The following is a 23,989-nucleotide window of genomic DNA, read 5'->3' on the forward strand; positions in this document are numbered from 1 at the left end:
CCCCCAGCAAGACCCCATAAATACGCAAGAGGTAGCCAAAATGTCATACAGCAACAAGGTTCTCGACCACTATGAAAACCCCCGCAACGTGGGCTCGTTCGACAAGAACGACGACGCGGTGGGCACCGGCATGGTCGGCGCGCCGGCTTGCGGCGACGTGATGAAGCTGCAGATCAAGGTCAACGAAGCCGGCGTGATCGAAGACGCCAAGTTCAAGACCTACGGCTGCGGCTCGGCCATCGCCTCGTCGTCGCTGGTGACCGAATGGGTCAAGGGCAAGACCGTGGATCAGGCGCTGGAAATCAAGAACACGCACATCGCCGAGGAACTGGCGCTGCCGCCGGTGAAGATCCACTGCTCGATCCTCGCCGAGGACGCCATCAAGGCCGCGGTCGAGGACTACAAGAAGAAGCACGTGGGCGCAGCCGAGCAGAAGGCCGCCTGAGTTCAACGCAAGGGATGAAGCAGCGATGATCACGCTTACCGAGAAAGCCGCCAAGCACGTGGCGCGCTACCTGGACCGCCGCGGCAAGGGCGTTGGCCTGCGCCTGGGCGTCAAGACCACCGGCTGCTCGGGCCTGGCCTACAAGCTCGAATACGTCGACGACCTGCAGCCGGAAGACAGCGTGTTCGAGTCGCACGGCATCAAGGTGATCGTCGATCCCAAGAGCCTGCCGTACATCGACGGCACCGAGCTCGACTTCGCGCGCGAAGGCCTGAACGAGGGGTTCCGCTTCAACAACCCCAACGTCAAGGACGAGTGCGGCTGCGGAGAGTCGTTCCGGGTCTGAGCACCGGGCCGGGCGGCGTGCGATGAGGCGCGGCATCGTCGGTTTCCATCTGGACGACGAGCACCATTGGGTGGCCGAGCTCGAGTGCGGCCATGGCCAGCACATGCGCCATGACCCGCCCTGGCAGATGCGTCCGTGGACGCAGACCGCGCCCGGCCGCGCGGCACGGATCGGCGCCCGGGTGGATTGCCTGAAGTGCGACCGCGGCGAGCCGCCGGCCGATGGGGCTGGCCCGGCCGCATGAGCGGCGGCCCGGCCGCGTGGCCTGGACGCGCAAGGAAGTTCAAAGGGGCGGCGCAGCCGCTCTTTTTTGTTTGGGGAAGGTGTTGAAAGACGATTATTTCGCGCTGTTCGGCCTGCCGGCCGCCTTCACGGTGGATGACGCCGCGCTGGACGCCGCCTACCGCACCGTGCAGTCGCAGGCGCACCCGGACCGCTTCGCCAACGCCGGCGATGCCGAGCGCCGCGTCGCCATGCAGTGGGCCGCGCATGCCAACGAGGCTTACCGCACGCTGCGCCAGCCGCTCAAGCGCGCGATCTACCTGCTGTCGCTGCGCGGCGTGGACATCCAGGCCGAAAGCAATACCGCCATGGCGCCCGCGTTCCTGATGCAGCAGATGGAATGGCGCGAAGCGCTGCAGGAAGCGGTGGCCGGGCGGGACGTGGCGCGCCTCGACGCGCTGCTGCGCGAGCTGCGCGGCGAGAAGCGCGAGCGCCACGCGGCGCTCGGCGCGCTGCTCGACGCCGGCGACGACGCGGCGGCCGGCAGCGCGGCCAGGCAATTGATGTTTATCGAGAAGATCGAACACGACACCAGCGAGGCCATCGACCGCCTGGAAGACTAGCCCGGCTCCCGGCCAGGTTCCCGGCAAGTTCGCCCCGGCCATGCCACAATGGCGCCCCGGCGCGGGCCGGCCGCCTCGGGCGGCGTGGCCCGCCACCGCACGAATAAAGAAGATTCATCATGGCACTGCTCCAGATCTCCGAACCCGGCATGTCGCCGGCACCCCACCAGAAGCGGCTCGCGGTCGGCATCGACCTCGGCACGACCAACTCGCTGGTGGCGGCGGTTCGCAACAGCATTCCCGAAGTCCTGACCGACGAAAGCGGCCGCGCGCTGCTGCCGTCCGTGGTGCGCTACCTGCCCGGCAAGGGCACGCAGATCGGCTACCGCGCGCAGGACGAAGCGGTGCACGACCCCAAGAACACCATCGTGTCGGTCAAGCGCTTCATGGGCCGCGGCCTGCGCGACGTGGCGCATATCGAGCACAGCCCCTACGATTTCGTCGATGCCCCGGGCATGGTGCAGATCAAGACCGCGGCCGGCGTCAAGAGCCCGGTCGAGATCTCGGCCGAGATCCTGGCCACGCTGCGCCAGCGCGCCGAGGATTCGCTCGGCGACGAACTGGTCGGCGCGGTGATCACGGTGCCCGCGTACTTCGACGACGCCCAGCGCCAGGCCACCAAGGATGCCGCCCAGCTGGCCGGCCTGGAAGTGCTGCGCCTGCTCAACGAGCCGACCGCGGCAGCCATCGCCTACGGCCTGGACAATGCTTCCGAAGGCATCTACGCCGTCTATGACCTCGGCGGCGGCACCTTCGACATCTCCATCCTCAAGCTCACCAAGGGCGTGTTCGAGGTCATGGCCACCGGCGGCGACTCCGCGCTCGGCGGCGACGACTTCGACCAGCGCGTGATGTGCTGGATCGTCGAGCAGGCCGGCCTGCAGCCGCTCTCGGCGGAAGACATGCGCCTGTTGCAGGTGCGCGCGCGCGCCGCCAAGGAAGCGCTGTCGGCGGCCGATGCCACCGTCATCGACGCCGTGCTCAACAGCGGCGAGATCGTGCACCTGACGCTGACCGTGCCGGCCTTCGTCGAGATGACCGCGCCGCTGGTGCAGAAGACCCTGGCGCCGGTGCGCAAGGCGCTGCGCGATGCCGGCGTGGCGGCCGATGAAGTGAAGGGCGTGGTGCTGGTCGGCGGCGCCACGCGCATGCCTTCGATCCGCAAGGCGGTGGGCGATTTCTTCGGCCAGGCGCCGCTGACCAACCTCGACCCGGACAAGGTGGTGGCGCTGGGCGCGGCCATGCAGGCCAACCTGCTGGCCGGCAACGGCGCCCCCGGCGAGGACTGGCTGCTGCTGGACGTGATCCCGCTCTCGCTCGGCGTGGAAACCATGGGCGGCCTGGTCGAGAAGATCATCCCGCGCAACAGCACCATCCCGGTGGCGCGCGCGCAGGAATTCACCACCTTCAAGGACGGCCAGACCGCGATGGCCATCCACGTGCTGCAGGGCGAGCGCGAGCTGGCGGTCGACTGCCGCTCGCTGGCGCGCTTCGAGCTGCGCGGCATCCCGCCGATGGTGGCCGGCGCGGCGCGCATCCGCGTGACCTACCAGGTCGACGCCGACGGGCTGCTGTCGGTCTTCGCGCGCGAAACGCAGTCCGGCGTGGAGGCGACCATCACGGTCAAGCCGTCCTACGGCCTGGCCGACGACGAGATCGCCCGCATGCTGCAGGACAGCTTCCGCGAAGCCGAGCAGGACATGAAGAGCCGCGCGCTGGCCGAGGAACGCGTGGATGCCGCGCGCCTGATCGAGGCCACCAACCGCGCGCTCGAGACCGACGGAGAACTGCTCTCGGCCGACGAGCGCGCCGCCGTGGAGCGCCTGATCCAGGCGGTCAGCGACGTGGCCGCCGGCCACGACCACCACGCCATCAAGGCCGCCGTGGAGGCGCTCTCCCACGGCACCGACGAATTCGCCGCGCGCCGCATGGACCGCTCGATCAAGAGCGCGCTCGCGGGCCGCAAGGTGCAGGACCTGGGCTGATCCCCGAGGCCGCCGCACCGTATCCCCATCCAGGACTACCCATGCCACAGATCATCGTATTGCCCCACGTCGAACTCTGCCCGGAGGGCGCCGTGTTCGAAGCCAAGACCGGCACCAGCATCTGCGACGCCTTGCTCGACAACGGCATCGAGATCGAGCACGCCTGCGAGAAATCGTGCGCCTGCACCACCTGCCACGTCGTGGTGCGCGAAGGCTTCGACTCGCTCGGGGAAGCCGAGGAAAAGGAAGAGGACCTGCTCGACAAGGCCTGGGGCCTCGAGCCCAATTCGCGGCTCTCCTGCCAGGCGCTGGTGGCCGACAGCGACCTCACCGTGCAGATCCCGAAGTACACGATCAACCATGCCAAGGAAGAGCACTGAGCGCCGGGCCTCGCGTGCTTGCTGCCTTCGCGACCTGACGACCTGACGACCCGACCGGAGAGAGATCCCATGAAGTGGACCGACACCTACGATATCGCCGCCGCGCTGTACGACAAGTACCCCGACGTCGATCCCGCCACGATCCGTTTCACCGACCTGCACCGCTGGGTCATGGAACTCGACGGCTTTGCCGACCTGCCCGAGCGCTCGGGCGAGAAGATCCTGGAGGCGATCCAGGCCGCCTGGATCGAAGAAGCGGAGTAAGCGATAAGCGGCAAGCCGGTGAAGGGCCAAGGAAAAACGGGCGCGTGCGCCCGTTTTTCTTTGGCTGCCGGCACCGTGCCCGCCTCAGGCGGGGACCAGCCCGCCGTCCTGCAGCCGCACCCGCTCGCCCACCTGGAAGCCCGGCGCGGCGTGATAGGTGAAGGTGCGATGCGTGCCGTTGTCCATTTCCACGCGGACCTGGTAGCTGGTGTCCTTGCGCACGCTCTTCTCGATCTGGTTGCCGGCGAAGCCCCCGCCCACGGCGCCCGCCACGGTGCCGAGGATACGGCCGTTGCCGCGGCCGATCTGGTTGCCCAGCAGGCCGCCGACCACGGCGCCGCCCACCGCGCCCAGGCCGCTGGCCGGCTTGGCGGTTTCGATCGGCGTGATGGCCACTACGTGGCCGAGGCTGGCGCTGGGCGGCGCGGGCTGGCGCTGCGCATACGCGCCGTTGTCCGCGCGCCGGGCCGGCTGGGCCTGCGCGGCCGGCGGGGCAGGGGCGACGGCCGGCGCCGGCGCCGGGTTCATGGCTTCGGGCGGCCGCGTGGTGCTGCCCGGCACGGGCTGCTGCTGCTGCTGCTGGCTGGCCGCGGCATTTTCCGCGGCGATCTGCGCGGTCAGCGACCGCGGCGCATCGGACGCGGCCTTGCCGAGCGGCAGCACGCCGGTCATGGCGGCCACCGCCGTCAGGCTCGCGATCACGATTGCCACGGCCGCGGCGCCCACGAGCGGATGCAGGCGGCGTTGGGCGGGCAGCGCCGGGGCGGTGGCTTCGCCGGACGGGTTCAGGGTCGGATTCGGCATGTCGTTTTCCTTGTGCGGTACCGGAAGCACACGTCTGGCACAGGTGGCTTCGATGTTTCCCGGTCTTGAGTTTGGCCGAATCCGCCGCCGTTTTCCGTTTGATTTTGTAAGTTTGTGTAGAGCCGGATTTCCGAGTGGAATCAACGGTTTGCGCGTCCCGCGCGGAACCTTGCCGCGGCGCCTTTGTAACAGCGCGGCCCACAAAAACAAAAAGCCCCGCCGGCAAGGCGGGGCTTTTCGCCTGGCGCCGGCTTCCCGGTGGGGAAGCCGCGCCGGCCATCATTCCTCGCGGCGCAGGTGCGGGAACAGGATGACGTCGCGGATATTGGGGCTGTCGGTCAGCAGCATGACCAGGCGGTCGATGCCGATGCCGCAGCCGCCCGTGGGGGGCATGCCGTATTCCAGCGCGCGGATGTAGTCGGCGTCGAAATACATGGCTTCCTCGTCGCCGGCGTCCTTCTGGTCGACCTGCTTGCGGAAGCGCTCGGCCTGGTCCTCGGCGTCGTTCAGCTCCGAGAAACCGTTGGCGATCTCGCGGCCGGTGATGAACAGCTCGAAGCGCTCGGTGATGCCGGGCAGGGTGTCCGAGGCGCGCGCCAGCGGCGAGACTTCCACCGGGTAGTCGACGATATAGGTCGGCTCCCACAGCTGGCTTTCGGCGGTTTCCTCGAACAGCACCAGTTGCAGCGTGCCCAGGCCCGCGTTGAGGAATTGCGGCGCGCCGGTGTTGACGCCGAACTTCTTCAGCTCCGCGCGCAGGAAGTCCACGTCCGCCAGTTGCGCGTCGGTGTATTGCGGCGCGTATTTCTGGATCGCCTGGCAGATGGTGAGGCGGTGGAATGGCCTGGACAGGTCCAGCTCGCGGCCCTGGTAGGTCAGCACGGCGCTGCCGCGCGCGTCGATGGCGGCCTGGCGGATCAGGTTCTCGGTGAAGTCCATCAGCCAGCGGTAGTCGGTGTACGCGGCGTAGAACTCCATCATGGTGAACTCGGGGTTGTGGCGCGGGCTCACCCCCTCGTTGCGGAAATTGCGGTTGATCTCGAACACGCGCTCGAAGCCGCCCACCACCAGGCGCTTGAGGTAAAGCTCGGGCGCGATGCGCAGGAACATCTGCATGTCCAGCGCGTTGTGGTGGGTGATGAAGGGCTTGGCCGCGGCGCCGCCCGGGATCGGGTGCAGCATCGGCGTCTCCACTTCCATGAAGCCCGCGTCGGCCATGTGGCGGCGCAGCGAGCTGATGGCCTGGGTGCGCGCGCGGAAGGTGGCGCGCGTTTCCGGCGACACGATCAGGTCGACGTAGCGCTGGCGGTATTTCAGCTCCTGGTCCGACAGGCCGTAGAAATCGCCGGGCAGCGGGCGCAGGCTCTTGGACAGCAGGCGCAGTTCGGTGACCGCCACCGACAGCTCGCCGGTCTTGGTCTTCATCAGCGTGCCGCGCGCGGCGACGATGTCGCCGAGGTCCCACTTCTTGAAGGCGGCGTAGACGTCTTCGCCGATCGCGTCGCGGCTGATGTAGAACTGGATGCGGCCGGCGCCGTCCTGCACGGTGGCGAAGCTGGCCTTGCCCATCACGCGCTTGAGCATCATGCGCCCGGCGATGGCGACCTCGACCGGCGCCGCTTCGAGCGCGGCCTGGTCGGTTTCGCCGTACTGCGCGTGCAGCGCGGCGGACTGGTGGGTCGGGCGGAAGTCGTTGGGGAAGGCCACGCCTTGCTGGCGCAGGGCCTGCAGCTTCTCGCGCCGTTCCGCGATGATCTTGTTTTCGTCGGCTGCGGCCGGGGCGCCGGCCTCGGCGGGAGCGCGGTTGGAGTCGGTCATGGTGTCTTGGTGAGGCGCGCGGCGGGCCGCGCGCATGTCAGGCGTTTCAGGTGTTGCGGATGTCGTCGAGCTCGATGCTGCCGAAGTCGGGGCGGTCGAGATAGGCCACGATGCGGCGCGCGGTGTCCTCGGCGGAGGCGAGCTGGTCGTTGTCCTTGAGATCGCGGAAGCGCTGCACCTGCGCGAAGTCGGCGCCGCGGATGGTGGCCTGCATGCCGGTATCGACCACGCCCGGGGCCAGCGCCACCGCGCGCACGCCGCGCTCGGCCGGCACCTGCGCGTACTCGGCGTTGACCGAGCGCACGAACATGTCGAGGCCGGCCTTGCCGGCGCAATACGCGGCCCAGCCTTCGACCGGGCGGCGCGCCGCGCCGGACGAGATCGCCAGCACCTTGCGCGGGCAGCCGAAACGCTCGGTGCGCGCCAGGAAGGCCGCGGTCATGGTCATCGGCGTGGCCAGGTTGGTGAGCAGGTGCGGCACCAGCGTGGCTTCTTGCAGCGCGGCCACCGGGCCGATCGGCTCGATCATGCCCGCGTTGAGGATCAGCGTGGCGCTCGCCGGCACCTCGTCGACCACGTCGAGCACGCTGCCCAGCCAGGCCGCGGCGGGGCCGGCCTGCGACAGGTCCTGCAGGTGCCAGGCTACCTTGACGCCGCTGGCGGTGGCGGCCTGCTCCAGTTCGGGGTTGCGGTTGCGCGCCACGCAGATCAGGCGGTTGCCCGGCTTGAGCAGGGCCTGCGTCAGCGCGGCACCGAGGCCGCGCGAGGTGCCGGTGATGATGATCAGGTGCGTTGCTGCGGTCGATGCTGCGGTCATGGTCGAGTGGGTCCGGCAGGTGAGCCGCGCCGCCGCCGGGCGGCGGCGCGGGGGCGTGTTACAGGCCTTGCTTGAGGCTGGCTTCGATGAACGGGTCCAGGTCGCCGTCCAGCACCTTCTGCGTGTTGGACATTTCCACGTTGGTGCGCAGGTCCTTGATGCGGCTCTGGTCCAGCACGTAGGAGCGGATCTGGTGGCCCCAGCCCACGTCGGTCTTGCCCGCTTCGAGCTTGTCGGCCTCGGCCTGGCGCTTGCGCATCTCGTGCTCGTACAGGCGCGACTTCAGCATCGACATGGCCTCGGCGCGGTTGCGGTGCTGCGAGCGGTCGTTCTGGCACTGCACCACGATGCCGGTCGGGATGTGCGTGATCCGCACGGCCGAATCGGTCTTGTTGATGTGCTGGCCGCCCGCGCCCGAGGCGCGGTAGGTATCCACGCGCAGGTCCGCCGGGTTGATCTCGACCTCGAACGAATCGTCCACCTCGGGGTAGACGAACACCGACGAGAACGAGGTATGCCGGCCGCCCGACGAGTCGAACGGCGACTTGCGCACCAGGCGGTGCACGCCGGTCTCGGTGCGCAGGTAGCCGAATGCGTATTCGCCCTCGATCTTGATGGTGGCGCTCTTGATGCCGGCCACGTCGCCCTCGGACTCTTCCAGCACCTCGGCCTTGAAGCCCTTGCGCTCGCAGTACTTGAGGTACTGGCGCAGCAGCATCGAGGCCCAGTCGCAGGCTTCCGTGCCGCCGGCGCCGGCCTGGATGTCGATGAACGCGTTGGCCTGGTCCATCTCGCCCGCGAACATGCGGCGGAATTCCATGTCCGCGACGATGGCCTCGAAGCCCTTGACGTCGGTCTCGATGGCTTCCAGCGTGTCGTCGTCGCCTTCCTCGCGCGCGAGCTCGAACAGCTCCTCGGCGCCGGACAGGTCATCGGTGAGCTTGCCGAGGATGCCGACCACGCCCTCCAGCATCTTCTTTTCCTTGCCGAGATCCTGGGCCTTCTTGGGGTTGTTCCAGACCTCGGGGTCCTCGAGTTCGCCGTTGACTTCGTCGAGTCGTCCTACCTTGACATCGTAGTCAAAGATACCCCCGTAGATCTTCCGTCCGGGAACGGAGATCGGAGATGGCACCGGAAATGGCGTTGAGGCGTTCTGCTTCCATGATGTTCTGCGCTTTCAAAACCTCGAATTATAGCGGATCGGGGCCTTTTCCCCCGTGCCTGGCGATGCGCGGCAGACAATTTCGAACGGTTCGCTTGCCGAACGGTCTACAGTTGCGGGTGCGCCATGGCAGACTTGCAGCGGGCGCGGGCCCCGCCGCGCCGGCGGGAGCGTTCCGGACAGCCCGCGGGCTGCCCTCGAAATAGCCGTTCAGACATGGACAAGGATGGACGATAAGCACGCATGAAGCCAAGCAATCACGAGACCACGGGGATGACCGGGACGACCGAGACCACCATTGGCCGACGCCGCGCGCTCGGCCTGCTGGCCGCCGCGGCGGCGGCGTGCCTGGCGGCGGGCTGCGGCACCCTGGCCAGCGAGCCGGCGCCGGACGGCTACTACCGGGTGCAGAGCGGCGACACCTTGTACAGCGTGGCCCAGCGCCACAAGCGCTCGGTGCGGGACCTGACGCGCTGGAACCAGCTGCCCAACGCCGACCGCATCGAGGTCGGCCAGCTGCTGCGGATCCGCCCGCCGGCGGGTGCCGCGGCCAGCGCCGGCGGCGCGGGTGCGGGCAACGGCCCGGTGGCGGTGCGCGATACCCCGCGCGTGGACAGCAGCCCGCCGGCGCGCGCGCCGGCCACCGCCATCCGCCTGCAATGGCCGGCCGAGGGCCGCGTCAAGGCCGGCTTCGGGCCGCCCGCCAGCAAGGGGCTGAGCATCGACACGCCGCCCGGCAGCGCGGTGCGCGCCGCCGCCGCGGGCAAGGCCATCCACGTCGGCAACCTGCGCGGCTACGGCATGCTGGTCATCGTCAAGCACGACGACAACTGGCTGACGGTCTACGGCAACCTCGACAAGCCGTCGGTCAGCGAGGGCGCCCAGGTGTCGGGCGGGCAGGAGGTCGGCCGCATGGGCAAGTCCGACAGCGAGCTGCACTTCGAGGTGCGCAACAACGGCAAGCCGGTCGACCCGGCCGGGCTGCTGCCCGCGCGCGGCTGAGGCGCGCCGGCGCGCCGGCGCGGCGGGCGCGGGCCGCTACTGCGCGTGCTCGATCACCATCTGCACGCGCGTGACGCCGTTGAAGGTGTTGTTGTCCAGGCGGTAGGCCACCAGCGCGCTGGCGCCCAGCGAATCGGCGTGGTTGAACCAGATCGCGTCGAAGCGCTGGCTGCCGCGCCCGAGCTGCAGCTTGAGGTGCTTGCCCTTGAGCACGGTCTGGCGCAGCACGTCGAACTCGCCGCAGAAGGTCGGCGCCGGAAAACCCTGGCCCCATACCTGCTGCTCCAGCAGCGCGACGAATTCCGGGCTGAAGCAGCCATCCTCGATATCGCCGTCGGTCTCGATCACGCGCGCGAGCTGCTCGTCGCTGAGCCATTCGCGCCCCACCGCCTCGAACGCTTCCATGAACTGGCCGAAGGTGTCGGCGCGCAGCGTCAGGCCGGCCGCCATCGCATGGCCGCCGAACTTGACCAGCAGGCCGGGATGGCGCTTGGACACCAGGTCCAGCGCGTCGCGCAGGTGGAAGCCCGGGATCGAGCGGCCCGAGCCCTTGATGGTGTCCTCGTCGCCGGGCGCGAAGGTGATGGTCGGGCGGTGGTATTTCTCCTTGAGCCGCGAGGCCACGATGCCGATCACGCCCTGGTGCCAGGTGTCGTTGAACACGCTGACGGTGAAGCGCGCGGCCGGATCCAGCGCGCCCAGCGGGCCTTCCAGGATCTGCAGCGCTTCCTGCTGCATGCCGGCCTCGATGTCGCGGCGCTCGCGGTTCATGCCGTCCAGTTCCTGGGCGATTTCCCAGGCGCGGCCGGCGTCGTCGGTGAGCAGGCATTCGATGCCGAGCGACATGTCGGCCAGCCGCCCGGCGGCGTTCAGGCGCGGGCCCACGCCGAAACCGAGGTCGAAGGTGTTGGCGCGCGCGGCCTCGCGGCCGGCGGCGCGGAACAGCGCGGCCACGCCCGCGTGCATGCGCCCGGCGCGCATGCGCTTGAGGCCCTGCGCCACCAGGATGCGGTTGTTGCTGTCGAGCTTGACCACGTCGGCCACGGTGCCCAGCGCCACCAGGTCGAGCAGGGTGTCGAGGCGCGGCTGGGTCCGGGCGTCGAACGCGCCGCGGCGGCGCAGTTCGGCGCGCAGGGCCAGCAGCACGTAGAACATCACGCCCACGCCGGCCAGGTTCTTGCTCGGGAATGCGCAGCCGGGCTGGTTGGGGTTGACGATCACCGCCGCGTCCGGCAGTTGCTCGCCGGGCAGGTGGTGGTCGGTCACCACCACGTCGATGCCGAGCGCGTTGGCCGCCGCCACGCCGTCGACGCTGGCGATGCCGTTGTCCACCGTGACGATCACGTCCGGCTGGTGCCGCGCGGCCAGCGCGACGATCTCCGGGGTCAGCCCGTAGCCGTACTCGAAGCGGTTCGGCACGATGTAGTCGATGTGCGCGCCCAGCATGCGCAGGCCGCGCACCCCCACCGCGCAGGCGGTGGCGCCGTCGCAGTCGTAGTCGGCCACGATCAGCAGGCGCCGGCCGGCGGCAATGGCGTCGGCCAGGTAGGTGGCGGCGTGGCCGATTCCCTTCATGGTGTCCGGCGGCATCAGCCCGGGCAGCTCGGTGGCCAGCTCGGCCGGCGCGCGCACGCCGCGCGCCGACAGGATGCGGGCCAGCGTGGGGTGCAGGCCGGCGCCGGCGAGCGTGCCGGCGTGTTCGGCGGAAAAGGAGCGGACTGCGATTCGGGTCATGTAGGGGCAGGCAAAGACGGGGTGAGGCTGTCGGGCGTTCGGAGAGTCGGGGCGTTCAGTTGCTCAGGTGCTCAGGTGCTCAGGTGCTCAGGTGCCGGGGTGCTCAGGCGGCGCAGGCAAGGTCGGACAGCAGCGCGCGCCAGTCGCCGCGCGTGCCCAGGCCGCGCCAGAACTTGCGCAGGTCGGCGCGGCGCACGGTGAACTCGGCGTAGTGGTTGTCGCCGGCCAGCACCAGCGTCAGGGCCGGCAGCGCGCCGCTTTCCAGCGCGGCCAGGGCGGGGGCGAACCAGTCCGCCTCGAGCGCGTGCATGCGCTCGATCCACAGGCCCCAGTCCTCGCCGATATGGGCTTCGGTGGCGTCTTCCAGCAGCACCATGGCGCTGTCCCCGGCCTCGGTCGCCTCGACCGCCGCGAAGCGCGGCGGCTGCGGCCCCGGCGCGGCGCCGCCCGCCAGCGCCAGGCCGCGCAGGAACGCGTCTTCGCTCAGCACGGCGCCGGCCAGGCGCGGCACCGCCTGCAGCTTGCCGCCGCCGTGCAGCCAGACCGAATTGACGGCCAGCTCGCCGGCGGCCTCGCGGGCCTGGTTGACCGGGTGGTCGTGCCAGGTCATCTGGATCTCGTTCTGGACGCGGCGCCAGTCGCGCGCGCGCTCGCCGGCCTGCATCCACATGTCGATATTGCGGCCGGCGGCGCGCAGCGGGCTGGTGGCGGCGAGCGGGCCGAATGCGGCTTCCGGCAGGTACCAGCGTGCCGGCTGCGGCGTTTCGAGCAGGATGCCCGATTCTTCCAGCAGGCCGGCCACGGCAGCGTGCAGGGCCGCCGCCTCGTCGGCGCGCAGGCGCAGGTGGGCGGGGTTCATCAGCACGAGGTGGTCGCGCGCGGCGTGGATGTGCACCGGCTGCAGGCAGGCCCAGGCCTGGCCGTCGGCGGCGCCCGGGGTGCCGGCCGCGGCCATGTCGGCCAGCCGCATGAAGGGCGCGCTGGGCACGCGGGCGGTGTCCAGCCCCGCGCGCCCGGCCAGCCAGCGCTCGTGCGGCAGCGAGCGCAGGAAGGGATCGTCGTGCCGCTCGCGCGGGCCGGGGCTGGCGCGGGTCAGCAACTTTCCGAGCGCCGGCAACTCCAACTGGCGCAGCAGCGCCTCCAGCATGGCGTCGTTGCCGCCGCCGTCGGCGTCGATCGCGGCGCCCGGCGGGACGGAAAAGGGCACAATCAGGGTCAGGTGCGTCATCATGATGGCCGAGATTGTAAACTTCCGGCTGGCGGGCGGCGGAATTATCGCCCGGACAGGCGTCGGCGGCCGTATGGTCGACGGTATGGCCGACGGTATGGCCGACGGGGCCGGCGATGTGGCGCCGGCGTTTCTCCTCAACGACAGGGATCCTCTTGAACTTTCCGTACGAATGGCAGATCGGCTGGCGCTACACCCGCGCCAGCAAGCGCGCCAGCCGCAACACCTTCATTTCCTTCATCTCGATGATCTCCATGCTCGGCATCGCGCTGGGCGTAGCGGCGCTGATCGTGGTGCTGTCGGTCATGAACGGCTTCCAGAAAGAGGTGCGCGACCGCATGCTGTCGGTGCTGTCCCATATCGAGGTGATGGGCCCGGGCGCGCTGCCCGACTGGCAGAAGACCGCCGCCGAAGCCGAGCGCAACAAGGAAGTGATCGGTGCTGCGCCCTATGTGGCGGCCCAGGCCATGCTGACCCGCGAGGACGCCGTGCGCGGCGTGCTGCTGCGCGGCATCGAGCCCAGCCAGGAGCCCAAGGTGTCCGACCTCGGCAAGCAGTTCCGCGCCGGCGACATGGACAGCCTGACGCCGGGCAGCTTCGGCATCGCGCTGGGCAACGAGCTGGCCAACGCGATGGGCGTGCAGGTCGGCGACAAGGTGACGCTGGTGGTGCCGCAGGGCACCATCACGCCGGCCGGCGTGCTGCCGCGGCTCAAGCAGTTCACCGTGACCGGCATCTTCTCGTCGGGGCACTTCGAATTCGACAACGCGCTGGCGCTGATCAACCTGCAGGACGCCGAGACCATGTTCCGCCTGGCCGGCCCGACCGGCGTGCGCCTCAAGCTGATCGACATGCAGCGCGCGCCGCAGGTGGCCGACCAGCTGGCCGGCACGCTTACCGGCGAGCTGTACGTGCGCGACTGGTCCAAGCAGAACCGCAACTGGTTCGCCGCGGTGCAGACCGAGAAGCGCATGATGTTCATCATCCTCACGCTGATCATCGCGGTGGCGGCCTTCAACCTGGTGTCCACGCTGGTGATGACCGTGACCGACAAGCAGGCCGACATCGCCATCCTGCGCACCATGGGCGCGCAGCCGAGCTCGATCACCAAGATCTTCATCGTGCAGGGCGTGGCCATCGGCTTCATCGGCACGCTGGCCGGCGTGGCGGGCGGCGCCCTGATCGCCTGCAACATCGATGTGATCGTGCCCTTCATCGAGCGGCTGCTGCACGTGCAGTTCCTGCCGCGCGACATCTATTTCATCAGCGAACTGCCTTCGGATCCCCGCGTGAACGACATCGCCACCATCGGCATCCTCTCCTTCGTGCTGGCCACGCTGGCCACGCTCTACCCAAGCTGGCGCGCCGCCCGCGTCAACCCGGCGGAGGCGCTGCGCTATGAGTGAAGCCATGCTGCGCACCGCGCCCGCGGGCGACGCCACGCCCGGTTCCGGGTCTGCCGCCGCCGGCACGCCGGTGCTGATGGGCGAAGGCCTGACCAAGCGCTTCCGCCAGGGCGGCCTGGACGTGACCGTGCTCAAGGGCGTGGACGTGCGCGTCGAGGCCGGCGAGAAGGTGGCCATCGTGGGCGCGTCCGGCTCCGGCAAGAGCACGCTGCTGCACGTGCTGGGCGGCCTGGACAACCCGGACAGCGGCCGCGTGGCGCTCAAGGGCAAGCCGTTCACCTCGCTGCGCGAAAGCGAGCGCAATATCGCGCGCAACCGCGACCTGGGCTTCATCTACCAGTTCCACCACCTGTTGCCCGAATTCACCGCGCTGGACAACGTGGCGATGCCGCTGCGCATCCGCGGCCTCAAGCAGGGCGAGGCGCGCGCGGCCGCGCAGGCCGTGCTCGAGCGCGTGGGCCTGGGCGACCGCGCCCAGCACCGCCCGGGCGAACTGTCCGGCGGCGAGCGCCAGCGCGTGGCGATCGCGCGCGCGCTGGTGGGCAGCCCCGCCTGCGTGCTGGCCGACGAGCCCACCGGCAACCTCGACGACCACACCGCGGGCGGCGTCTACGACCTCATGCTGGAACTGTCGCGCACGTTCGGCACCAGCTTCGTGATCGTGACCCACGACCTCGACCTGGCCAGCCGCTGCGACCGCGTGCTGCGCCTGCGCGACGGGCACCTGCACCGCGAGCGCTGAGACAGGCCGGGACGCCGCCCATGTGGATCGACACCCACTGCCATCTCGACGCCGCCGAATTCGACGCCGACCGCGACGCGGTCACCGCCGCCGCCACGGCGGCGGGCGTGAGCGGCATCGTGCTGCCGGCGGTGGCCGTGTCGAACTTCGCCGCGGTGCGAGCGCTGGCGCGGCGCCACGCCGGCTGCGTGTATGCGCTCGGCATCCATCCGCTCTATACGCCGGGTGCCGGGCAGGCCGATCTCGACGCGCTGCGGCGCGAAGTGGCGGCGTCGCTGGACGATCCGCGCTTCGTCGGCATCGGCGAGATCGGCCTCGATTTCTTCGTGCCCGGGCTCGACGCGCAGCACCAGGCCTGGATCTACGCCGAGCAGCTCAAGCTCGCGCGCGAGTTCGACCTGCCGGTGCTGCTGCACGTGCGCAAGTCGCAGGACCAGGTGGCGGCCCAGCTGCGCCGCGCGGGGGTGCGCCAGGGCATCGCCCACGCCTTCAACGGCAGCCTGCAGCAGGCGCGCGGCTTCACCGACCAGGGCCTGAAGCTGGGCTTCGGCGGCAACATGACCTTCAGCCGCGCCAGGCAGATCCGGCGCCTGGCGCAGGAACTGCCGCTGGAGGCCATCGTGCTGGAGACCGACGCGCCCGACATCGCGCCGGCCTGGCTGTCCGACGACCAGTTCGGCGAGCAGCACAAGGCGCGCAACACGCCCGCCGAAACGGCCGGCGTGGCGCGGGCGCTGGGCGAGCTGCGCGGCATCGGCGCGCCGGCGCTGGCGCAGGCGATGTGGCACAACTCGGTGGCCGCGTTGCCGCGCCTGGCGGCGTTCGAGGCCGTCATGTTCCCGGCCGCCGCCGCCGCCTCCGCCTCCGCCGCCACGCTCGCCGACACAAACGGCAACCTTCCCGTTTCTTCCTGACACGTTTTCCGCCGCCCGCCGGCCGTATAAACGGACGCTTGTGAAACCGTCCGGGAGCCGGCATGCGTCTCGTCCTGGCCGCCTTCGTGGCGGGAAGCTGGTGGCTGCAGCAGCAGGGCGCGCTGCCCGGCCGCGCGGCCGCCTGGGCGCTGGCCGCGGCGGGTCTGCTGGCGGCGCTTGTCGCGGTTCTCCTGCGGGACCGGCATCCGGCCTGGGCGCGCGTGGCCCTGTTGGCGTTCTCCGCGCTGGCCGGTTTCGGCTGGTCGGCCTGGCGCGCGGAGGCGCGGCTCGGCGAGCGGCTGGCGCCGGCGCTCGAAGGCATCGACCTGGTCGTGAGCGGCGTGGTCGCGGGGCTGCCCGCGCCGGCCTCGCGCGGCCAGCGTTTCGAGTTCGCGCCCGACCAGGCCGCCGCACGGCGGTTGCCGCCGCGCGTGGTGCTCGGCTGGGAGGACGCGCCGCAGGACCTGCTGCCCGGCCAGCGGCGTGTCTTCGCGCTGCGCCTGGCGCGGCCGCACGGGCTGGCCAACCCGCATGGCTTCGACTACGAATTCTGGCTGCTGGCCGCCGGGCTCGGCGCCACCGGCTATGTGCGCGCCGAGCGCGGGCCGCCGTTCGAGGCCGTGGGCGACCGCCTGGAATGGCGGATCGCGCGCTGGCGCGCGCGCGTGCGCGACCACGTGCTCGCCAGCCTGCCCGCCGGCGCGCGCTTCGCCCCGGTGCTGGCGGCGCTGGTGGTGGGCGACCAGCGCGGCATCCGGCCGCAGGACTGGATCTTGTTCACGCGCACCGGCATCGGCCACCTGATCAGCATCTCCGGGCTGCACATCACCATGATCTCGGGCCTTTGCTCGGCGCTGGTCCACTGGCTGTGGCGGCATTCCTTCGGCCTGGGCCGCCGGCTGCGCCGGCCCTTGCCGCTGCGCTGGCCGGCTCGGCGCGCGGCGCTGGTGGCGGCGGTGCTGGCGGCCTTCTCCTACGGCCTGCTGGCGGGCATGCAGGTGCCGGCGCAGCGCACCGTGTCGATGCTGGCGGTGGCCGCGCTGGCGCTATGGAGCGGCCGCGCGCCGCCGGCCTCGCTGGTGCTGGCCTGGGCCGCCTTCGTGGCGGTCGCGCTCGATCCGTGGGCGGTCCTGTCGCCGGGCTTCTGGCTTTCGTTCGGCGCGGTGGGCGTCATCTTCCTGGCCGCCGCCGCGCCGCCGCGCGGGCCCGGCGCTTCCCGCTGGCAGCGGCTGCGCCACGCGCTGGCGCAGGGCGCGCGCACGCAGTGGGTGGTGACCATCGGGCTGGTGCCGCTGACCTTGCTGCTGTTCCAGCAGGTGTCCGTGATCTCGCCGCTGGCCAACGCGGTGGCGATCCCGCTGATCAGCCTGCTGGTGACGCCGCTGGCCTTGGTGGCGTCTGCCATGCCGGCGCCGATGGCGGGCTGGCTGCTGGCGCCGGCCCACCTGCTGCTGGACTGGCTGGCGGCCGCGCTCGCAGCGATGGCGGCGCCGCCGTGGGCGGTCTGGCAGGCGGCGCGCGCCGGCCCGCTGGCGTGCGCGCTGGCCACGCTCGGCGCGCTGCTGTTGCTGGCCCCGCTGCGCTGCGGGCCGCGCGCGCGCCTGCACGGCGCGGCATTGCTGCTGCCGATGGTGGTGGCCGGGCGGCAGCCGGTGGCGCCCGGCGAGTTCCGCGCCACCGCGCTCGATATCGGGCAGGGCACGGCGGTGCTGGTGGAAACGCGCTCGCACGTGCTGCTCTACGACGCCGGGCCGGCTTATGGCTGGGGCGCCGGCGCGGCCCAGCCCGGCAACAGCGCCGGCGCGCGCGTGATCGCGCCCTACCTGCGCGGCGCCGGCGTGCGTGCGCTCGACCGCCTGGTGATCAGCCATGAAGACGCCGACCATGCCGGCGGCGCGCGCGACGTGATGGCCGCGCTGCCGGTGCGGGACCTGCTGACCGCGGCGCCGGCCGGGCATCCGTTGCTGGCGCCGCCCGACGGCGCCGCGGCGCCGGCAATCCGGCCGTGCGCGGCGGGGCAGCGGTGGCAATGGGACGGCGTGACGTTCGCGATGCTGCATCCGCTGCCGGAGGCGGCCGGCAAGGCCGCGCTCGACAGCAATGCGCGCTCGTGCGTGCTGAAGGTGACGGGCAGCGCGCGCAGCCTGCTGCTGACCGGCGACATCGGCCGGCGCGACGAGGCCGCCTTGCTGGACCGTCTGCCGGCGCACGACCTCCGAGCCGACTTCCTGCAGGTGCCGCATCACGGCAGCGGCACTTCGTCGAGCGCGTCGTTCCTGGCGGTGGTGTCGCCGGAGCTGGCGCTGTTCCAGCTCGGCTACCGCAACCGCTACCGGCATCCGCGCGCCGACGTGTGGGCGCGCTACGCGTCGCGCGAGATCGCGCGCTACCGCAGCGACGAAACCGGCGCGGTCCAGCTCACGACGCGCGGCGCGGCTTACGCGCTGCAGGCTTACCGGCAGCACGAGCGGCGCTACTGGCGCGCGGCGCCGCCTGTGCCTTCGCCTGTGCCTTCACCTGTGTTTTCGCCTCTGCCTGCGCCCGGGCCCCGGCCTGGGCCCCCTTGACCTGGGCCGGCTCGGCCTGCGCGATGCGGCGCTCGCGCAGGTGGGCCTTGGCGCGCTGCAGGCCGGCGGACACGATGTCGGCGCGCTCGAGCGCCACGCCGGCGGCCAGCACGTCGCCCAGCACCAGGTGGCAGATGCGCGAGGTCATCGGCGTGTAGACCTCGCTGTCTTCTTCCACGTCGGAGAACACGCAGACGTCGGCCAGCTTGGCCAGCGGCGAGCCGCTGTGCGTCAGCGCCAGCACGCTGGCGCCGCTGGCGCGCGCCAGCGTGGCGGCGGCCAGCATGTCCCAGGTGCGCCCGCTGTTGGACACCAGCACGGCCACGTCGCCGGGGCCGAGCAGCGCGGCGGACATGCTGAACACGTGCGAGTCCGAATACGCGGTGGTGGGGATGCCGAGGCGGAAGAACTTGTGCTGGATGTCCAGCGCCACGATGCCCGAGTTGCCGCAGCCGTAGAACTCGATGCGGTGCGCGGCGGCAAGCAGCCTGATGCCGTGCTCGATCTGGTCGGCCGAGAGCGCGTTGCGCACCGTCATCAGCGTGGCGATGGTGCGGTCGAACACCTTGCCGGCGATGTCGGCGGGGCGGTCTTCGGCCTTGACGTCCTGGTGCACGAAGGGCGTGCCGCCGCCCACGTTCTGCGCGAACTGCAGCTTGAACTCGCGGAAGCCGTCGTAGCCCAGCGCGGCGCAGAAGCGCGCGATGGTGGGCTGGGACACGCCGGCGCGCTCGGCCAGCTCGGGCATGGACAGGCGGATCACGCTGGCGCCGTGGCGCGCCACGTAGTCGGCCAGGCGGCGTTCGGAAGGGCGGAGCGTGTCGTAGACGGCAAGGATTCGGTCGCGCATGTCGGCAGGCGGGATCTCTCGTGCCCGCGCGTGCCGGACATGGCTGCCGGGGTCTCGTGGGCTTGGGGTTCGATTGGGAATGTAGATATTCTACAGAATTCGCCTTGGAATTCGCTTGGCGCCGCTGCCGTGGATGGCTAGGGATTTCACCTATGGAGCCAAAACATGCCGTTCTTTCGGCGCTTTGTGACGCACGTGCAAGATGCTTTCCGGAAGTCTTTCGATATAATGTAGAAAATCTACATAAAAATGCGTTCACGGAATCACCGGACACTCCACCAGGAACTCCCACGAATGTCGCAAGCCCTCCATTCCGAAGTGCAGGCAGTCACCGCGCGCGTGGCCGCGCGCAGCCAGCGCAGCCGCGCCGCCTACCTGGCGCGCTGCGAGCGCGCCCAGCAAGAGCTGGGGCCGCTGCGCGGGCTGTCCTGCGCCAACCTGGCGCACGGCCTCGCCGCGCTGCCGGCGCATGACAAGCTCAAGCTGCGCGTCGAGCATGCCGCCAACCTGGGCATCGTCACGGCCTACAACGACATGCTGTCCGCCCACCAGCCCTACGAGCGCTATCCCGGCGTGATCCGCGAGGCCGCGCGCGCGGTGGGCGCGGTGGCGCAGGTGGCGGGCGGGGTGCCGGCGATGTGCGACGGCATCACGCAGGGCAACCCGGGCATGGAGCTGTCGCTGTTCTCGCGCGACGCCATCGCCATGGCCACCGCGGTCTCGCTGTCGCACAACACCTTCGATGCCGCGGTGATGCTGGGCGTGTGCGACAAGATCGTGCCAGGGCTGCTGATGGGCGCGCTGCAGTTCGGCCACCTGCCGGTGGTGTTCGTGCCGGCCGGGCCGATGGCCACGGGGCTGTCCAACAAGGAAAAGGCGCGCGTGCGCCAGCTCTACGCGACCGGCCAGGTCGGCCGCGAAGCGCTGCTGGAAGCGGAATGCGAGGCTTATCACGGCGCCGGCACCTGCACCTTCTACGGCACCGCCAACAGCAACCAGTTCCTGATGGAGATCATGGGCCTGCATATGCCGGGCGCCGCCTTCGTCCACCCGGACAGCGGCCTGCGCGACGCGCTCACCGCGGCGGCCGCGCAGCGCGCGCTGGCGCTCACCGCGCGCGGCCCCGGCTACCTGCCGCTGGCGCGCATCGTCGACGAGCGCGCCGTGATCAACGCCATCGTCGGCCTGCTGGCCACCGGCGGCTCGACCAACCACACCATCCACCTGGTGGCGATGGCGCGCGCGGCCGGGATCGTGATCGACTGGGACGATTTCGACCGCCTGTCGCGCATCACGCCGCTGCTGGCGCGGGTCTATCCCAACGGCTCGGCCGACGTCAACCATTTCCACGCGGCCGGCGGCGTGGCCTACGTGATCCGCCAGCTGCTCGAAGCCGGGCTGCTGCACGAAGACGTGGAAACCGTGGCCGGGCGCGGGCTGGCGCGCTACACGCAGGAGCCGGTGATGACCGACGGCGTGCTGCGCTGGCGCGACGGTCCCGCCGCCAGCGGCGACGCCGCGGTGCTGGCCAGCGCCGCCGAGCCGTTCTCGCCCGAAGGCGGCCTGCGCCTGCTGCGCGGCAATCTCGGCCGCGGCATGATCAAGGTGTCGGCGGTGGCGCCGGAGCACCGCGTGGTGGAAGCGCCGGCGCGCGTGTTCGATTCGCAGGAAGGCCTGCAGGCCGCCTTCGAGGCCGGCGAGCTGACCGGCGACGTGGTCGCGGTGGTGCGTTTCCAGGGTCCCAACGCCAACGGCATGCCGGAGCTGCACCGCCTCACGCCGGTGCTCGGCTCGCTGCAGGATGCCGGGCACAAGGTGGCGCTGGTGACCGACGGCCGCATGTCGGGCGCGTCCGGCAAGGTGCCGGCCGTCATTCATGTGGGTCCGGAAGCACTTTCGGGCGGGCCGCTGGCGCGCGTGCGCGACGGCGACCGCATCCGCGTGGACGCCGTGGCCGGCACGCTGGAATGGCTGGGCGGCGCCGACGGCGGGTCCGGGCTGGCGGCGCGCGCGCCGGCGCCGTCGCCGGACGACGATTTCGCCCGCTTCAGCGTCGGCCGCGGCCTGTTCGGCCTGTTCCGCCGCCATGCGCGGACCGCGGAGGAGGGCGGCAGCGCGCTGGACCTGTCCGAGGCCGATGCCCCCGGCGCTGTGCAAACCGCCGCGGCCGTCGCACAATAGGCCGCGCCCAACCCGGTTTTCTCTTTTTTCTGACCCCGCCCGCCGCCCGGCGGGCGGGCACCCCGAGCCGGTGCATGCCAGGCCCTGTCATGGCTGCATGGCCGCGCGGTTTTTCCGAAGAACCGTCCGGCGCGCGGCGCGGGGACTACCGACAAGGATGGGAAAACCATCCGACCACGATCGCTGGAGCAGACATGATCTATATCCTGATGGGCGTTTCCGGCAGCGGAAAGACCACTGTCGGCCAACTGCTGGCCAACACCCTGCATTGCGGCTTCAACGATGCCGATGAATTCCACAGCGCGGCCAACAAGGAGAAGATGCACAACGGCATCCCGCTGACCGACGAAGACCGCTGGCCCTGGCTGGGCGCCCTGCGCGCGGCCATCGACACGGCCCGCGCCGAGGGCCGCACCCACGTGTTTACCTGCTCCGCGCTGCGCCAGGTCTACCGCGACCGCCTGACCCCGCCCGATGGCGGCGTGACCTTCGTCTACATGAAGGGCGACGCCGCCGTGATCGGCGGGCGCCTGTCCGAGCGCAGTGACCACTTCTTCAACCCGGCCCTGCTGCAGAGCCAGTTCGAAACGCTGGAAGAGCCGAGCGACGCGCTGGTGCTCGACATCCGCCAGCCGCCCGAGGCGCTGGTGCAGCGCATCCTGGCCGCGGTCCCCGCCGCCGCCGCGGCGCGCTGAGCGGGCGCTGCCGAGCCGGCCCGCCCGGGTGCGTTTCCCCCTGCGCGCACGCGGGCTGGCAGACATCTTGCTACATTCCTTTCCGATGGCGCGGACGCTTGCTGCTTGCGGCTTTCGCGGCCATGGGTATCATCCCACTTAGGACAGCACTTCGACGCATGGCCCGCGGCCTTTGACCGCCGGGCCCCGGGTGGTGGCCTCGAAATGCTGTGCCGGGAAGAACAAGCCAATCAAAACGGGATCGCCGGCAGTTTGAGCGGCGCCCAAATCATGGGGGAACGGCCATCATGGCGGCGCGGTTTTTCGACGAGATGCTCGATTGGCAAGATGGCGTGGCAGCAGCAATCCACGCGGGGCAAGCCCTGCCGGCAGGCGCGGTGCGCGGGCACTACAAGCAGTTCGCGGACTGGCTGGCGCGGCAGTCCGAAGGGACCATGGGCAACAAGCGCGCGGAAGCGGACCTGATCTTCCGACGCGTGGGCATCACCTTCGCCGTCTACGGCGAGAAGGACGAGTCCAACAGCGGCACCGAGCGGACCATTCCGTTCGACGTCATTCCACGCATCTTTCCGGCCAGCGAATGGGCCACGCTGGAGCGCGGCCTGCGCCAGCGCGTGTCGGCGCTGAACCGCTTCATCCACGACATCTACCACGGCCAGGACATCATCCGCGCGGGCGTGATCCCGCCCGACCAGATCTACAACAACGCCCAGTACCGGCCCGAGATGCTCGGCATCGACGTGCCGCGCGACATCTATGCCCATGTGGCCGGCATCGACGTGGTGCGCGCGGGCGAGGGCGAGTTCTACGTGCTGGAAGACAACCTGCGCGTGCCCTCGGGCGTGTCCTACATGCTGGAAAACCGCAAGATGATGATGCGGCTGTTCCCGGACCTGTTCGCGCGCAACCGCGTGGCGCCGGTGGCCCACTATCCCGACCTGCTGCTCGACATGCTGCGCGGCGTGTCGCCGCAGAGCATTGCCGACCCGACCGTGGTGGTGCTCACGCCCGGCATGTACAACTCCGCCTATTTCGAGCACGCGTTCCTCGCGCAGCAGATGGGCGTGGAGCTGGTCGAGGGCAGCGACCTGTTCGTGCAGGACGAGCACCTCTACATGCGCACCACGCAGGGGCCGCAGCGCATCGACGTGATCTACCGCCGCGTCGACGACGACTTCCTCGACCCGCTGGTGTTCCGTCCCGACTCCACGCTCGGCGCGGCGGGGCTGCTGTCGGTCTACCGCGCCGGCAACGTGACCATCTGCAATGCCATCGGCACCGGCGTGGCCGACGACAAGTCGATCTATCCGTACGTGCCGGACATGATCCGCTTCTACCTCGGCGAAGAGGCGATCCTCAACAACGTGCCGACCTATATGTGCCGGCGCCCGGACGACCTGCAGTACGTGCTCGACCACATGGACCAGCTGGTGGTCAAGGAAACCCACGGCGCCGGCGGCTACGGCATGCTGGTGGGGCCGGCCGCCACGCGCGCGGAGATCGACACCTTCCGCGAGGTGGTGCGCGCGCGCCCCGAGCAGTACATCGCCCAGCCCACGCTGGCGCTGTCGACCTGCCCGACCTACGTGGAGTCCGGCATCGCGCCGCGCCACATCGACCTGCGGCCGTTCGTGCTGTCCGGCAAGGATGTGCGCATGGTGCCCGGCGGGCTCACGCGCGTGGCCTTGCGCGAGGGCTCGCTGGTGGTCAATTCGTCGCAGGGCGGCGGCACCAAGGACACCTGGGTGCTGGAGCGCTGAGCGCCGGCGCGCCCGGGCGCGCGCAATGAAATGCTTGAGATGAC

At 70.5% G+C, this 23,989-nt stretch carries 21 protein-coding genes and 1 pseudogene; 15 read left to right on the plus strand and 7 right to left on the minus strand.

Annotated elements, in window-relative coordinates:
* The first annotated feature begins 40 nt into the window (after window positions 1-40).
* The 7 genes from iscU to iscX all read left to right on the plus strand — a co-directional run bounded on the left by iscU (window position 41) and on the right by iscX (window position 4,265).
* On the plus strand, window positions 41-445 hold the full coding sequence (gene iscU / locus ACKI2N_RS07120) for a Fe-S cluster assembly scaffold IscU (protein WP_020201432.1): 405 nt from the start codon (window positions 41-43) through the stop codon (window positions 443-445).
* Window positions 446-470: 25 nt separating this feature from the next.
* Window positions 471-791, plus strand: a complete 321-nt coding sequence (gene iscA / locus ACKI2N_RS07125; protein ID WP_020201433.1) for an iron-sulfur cluster assembly protein IscA — start codon at window positions 471-473, stop codon at window positions 789-791.
* Window positions 792-813: 22 nt separating this feature from the next.
* A complete protein-coding gene (locus ACKI2N_RS07130) occupies window positions 814-1,035 on the plus strand; it encodes a DUF3565 domain-containing protein (RefSeq protein ID WP_420992606.1) in 222 nt (73 codons plus the stop codon).
* 82 nt (window positions 1,036-1,117) lie between these two features.
* Window positions 1,118-1,636 carry a Fe-S protein assembly co-chaperone HscB gene (hscB, locus tag ACKI2N_RS07135; RefSeq protein WP_420992605.1) on the plus strand — a complete coding sequence of 173 codons (519 nt, stop codon included), beginning with the start codon at window positions 1,118-1,120 and terminating at the stop codon, window positions 1,634-1,636.
* A 119-nt stretch (window positions 1,637-1,755) separates the two neighbouring features.
* Window positions 1,756-3,621, plus strand: a complete 1,866-nt coding sequence (gene hscA / locus ACKI2N_RS07140; protein ID WP_420992604.1) for a Fe-S protein assembly chaperone HscA — start codon at window positions 1,756-1,758, stop codon at window positions 3,619-3,621.
* A 41-nt stretch (window positions 3,622-3,662) separates the two neighbouring features.
* Window positions 3,663-4,001, plus strand: coding sequence for an ISC system 2Fe-2S type ferredoxin (gene fdx / locus ACKI2N_RS07145; protein WP_420992603.1), 339 nt, complete (start codon window positions 3,663-3,665; stop codon window positions 3,999-4,001).
* Between the two features lie 69 nt (window positions 4,002-4,070).
* Entirely contained in the window at window positions 4,071-4,265 is a 195-nt protein-coding gene (gene iscX / locus ACKI2N_RS07150; RefSeq protein ID WP_420992602.1) for a Fe-S cluster assembly protein IscX, read from the plus strand.
* An 84-nt stretch (window positions 4,266-4,349) separates the two neighbouring features.
* Here iscX and ACKI2N_RS07155 read toward each other — a convergent pair whose 3' ends face one another.
* From ACKI2N_RS07155 to prfB, 4 genes are all read right to left on the minus strand, one after another.
* Window positions 4,350-5,069, minus strand: coding sequence for a glycine zipper 2TM domain-containing protein (locus ACKI2N_RS07155; protein ID WP_420992601.1), 720 nt, complete (start codon window positions 5,067-5,069; stop codon window positions 4,350-4,352).
* A 279-nt stretch (window positions 5,070-5,348) separates the two neighbouring features.
* Window positions 5,349-6,887, minus strand: a complete 1,539-nt coding sequence (lysS, locus tag ACKI2N_RS07160) for a lysine--tRNA ligase (protein WP_420992600.1) — start codon at window positions 6,885-6,887, stop codon at window positions 5,349-5,351.
* A 46-nt stretch (window positions 6,888-6,933) separates the two neighbouring features.
* The gene (locus ACKI2N_RS07165; RefSeq protein ID WP_420992599.1) at window positions 6,934-7,704 is read right to left on the minus strand and encodes an SDR family oxidoreductase; all 771 of its coding nucleotides are present in this window, start codon (window positions 7,702-7,704) and stop codon (window positions 6,934-6,936) included.
* Between the two features lie 58 nt (window positions 7,705-7,762).
* Window positions 7,763-8,867, minus strand: a protein-coding gene (prfB, locus tag ACKI2N_RS07170) for a peptide chain release factor 2 (protein ID WP_420992598.1) whose coding sequence is annotated in 2 segments (ribosomal slippage) — window positions 7,763-8,785 and window positions 8,787-8,867 — 1,104 coding nt in all. Because the reading frame shifts where the segments join, the coding sequence is not laid out codon by codon here.
* A 242-nt stretch (window positions 8,868-9,109) separates the two neighbouring features.
* Between prfB and ACKI2N_RS07175 the strand changes: the two genes are divergently transcribed.
* Window positions 9,110-9,868 carry a peptidoglycan DD-metalloendopeptidase family protein gene (locus tag ACKI2N_RS07175; RefSeq protein ID WP_420992597.1) on the plus strand — a complete coding sequence of 253 codons (759 nt, stop codon included), beginning with the start codon at window positions 9,110-9,112 and terminating at the stop codon, window positions 9,866-9,868.
* A 36-nt stretch (window positions 9,869-9,904) separates the two neighbouring features.
* Here the strand turns inward: ACKI2N_RS07175 and recJ are convergent, their stop codons facing one another.
* Both recJ and ACKI2N_RS07185 read right to left on the minus strand, forming a co-directional pair.
* Entirely contained in the window at window positions 9,905-11,602 is a 1,698-nt protein-coding gene (gene recJ / locus ACKI2N_RS07180) for a single-stranded-DNA-specific exonuclease RecJ (protein ID WP_420992596.1), read from the minus strand.
* A 103-nt stretch (window positions 11,603-11,705) separates the two neighbouring features.
* Entirely contained in the window at window positions 11,706-12,833 is a 1,128-nt protein-coding gene (locus ACKI2N_RS07185) for a hypothetical protein (RefSeq protein ID WP_420992595.1), read from the minus strand.
* A gap of 152 nt (window positions 12,834-12,985) precedes the next feature.
* Here ACKI2N_RS07185 and ACKI2N_RS07190 point away from each other — a divergent pair, with 152 nt between their 5' ends.
* The 4 genes and pseudogenes from ACKI2N_RS07190 to ACKI2N_RS07205 form a co-directional block, all read left to right on the plus strand.
* A complete protein-coding gene (locus tag ACKI2N_RS07190) occupies window positions 12,986-14,236 on the plus strand; it encodes a lipoprotein-releasing ABC transporter permease subunit (RefSeq protein WP_420992594.1) in 1,251 nt (416 codons plus the stop codon).
* Entirely contained in the window at window positions 14,229-14,978 is a 750-nt protein-coding gene (gene lolD, locus ACKI2N_RS07195; RefSeq protein WP_420992593.1) for a lipoprotein-releasing ABC transporter ATP-binding protein LolD, read from the plus strand. Before ACKI2N_RS07190 ends, lolD begins: the two co-directional genes overlap by 8 nt.
* Before the next feature lie 20 nt (window positions 14,979-14,998).
* Window positions 14,999-15,892 (plus strand): TatD family hydrolase, encoded by an 894-nt coding sequence (locus ACKI2N_RS07200; protein ID WP_420992592.1) that lies wholly within the window; start codon window positions 14,999-15,001, stop codon window positions 15,890-15,892.
* A gap of 62 nt (window positions 15,893-15,954) precedes the next feature.
* Window positions 15,955-18,240, plus strand: a pseudogene (locus ACKI2N_RS07205) (DNA internalization-related competence protein ComEC/Rec2); the annotation flags it as partial.
* 70 nt (window positions 18,241-18,310) lie between these two features.
* On the opposite strand, the gene ACKI2N_RS07210 reads toward ACKI2N_RS07205, so the two are convergent.
* On the minus strand, window positions 18,311-19,309 hold the full coding sequence (locus tag ACKI2N_RS07210; protein ID WP_420992591.1) for a MurR/RpiR family transcriptional regulator: 999 nt from the start codon (window positions 19,307-19,309) through the stop codon (window positions 18,311-18,313).
* A gap of 294 nt (window positions 19,310-19,603) precedes the next feature.
* On the opposite strand from ACKI2N_RS07210, the gene edd reads away from it, so the two are divergent.
* From edd to ACKI2N_RS07225, 3 genes are all read left to right on the plus strand, one after another.
* Window positions 19,604-21,490: a phosphogluconate dehydratase gene (gene edd / locus ACKI2N_RS07215; RefSeq protein ID WP_420992590.1), complete on the plus strand. Its 1,887-nt coding sequence runs from the start codon at window positions 19,604-19,606 to the stop codon at window positions 21,488-21,490.
* 194 nt (window positions 21,491-21,684) lie between these two features.
* Entirely contained in the window at window positions 21,685-22,185 is a 501-nt protein-coding gene (locus ACKI2N_RS07220; protein WP_420992589.1) for a gluconokinase, read from the plus strand.
* Window positions 22,186-22,472: 287 nt separating this feature from the next.
* Window positions 22,473-23,945, plus strand: coding sequence for a circularly permuted type 2 ATP-grasp protein (locus tag ACKI2N_RS07225; RefSeq protein ID WP_420992588.1), 1,473 nt, complete (start codon window positions 22,473-22,475; stop codon window positions 23,943-23,945).
* The last annotated feature ends 44 nt before the right edge of the window (window positions 23,946-23,989 follow it).

Origin of the sequence: Cupriavidus sp. 30B13, from assembly GCF_049059565.2 — a bacterium.
Taxonomy (GTDB): Bacteria; Pseudomonadota; Gammaproteobacteria; order Burkholderiales; family Burkholderiaceae; genus Cupriavidus.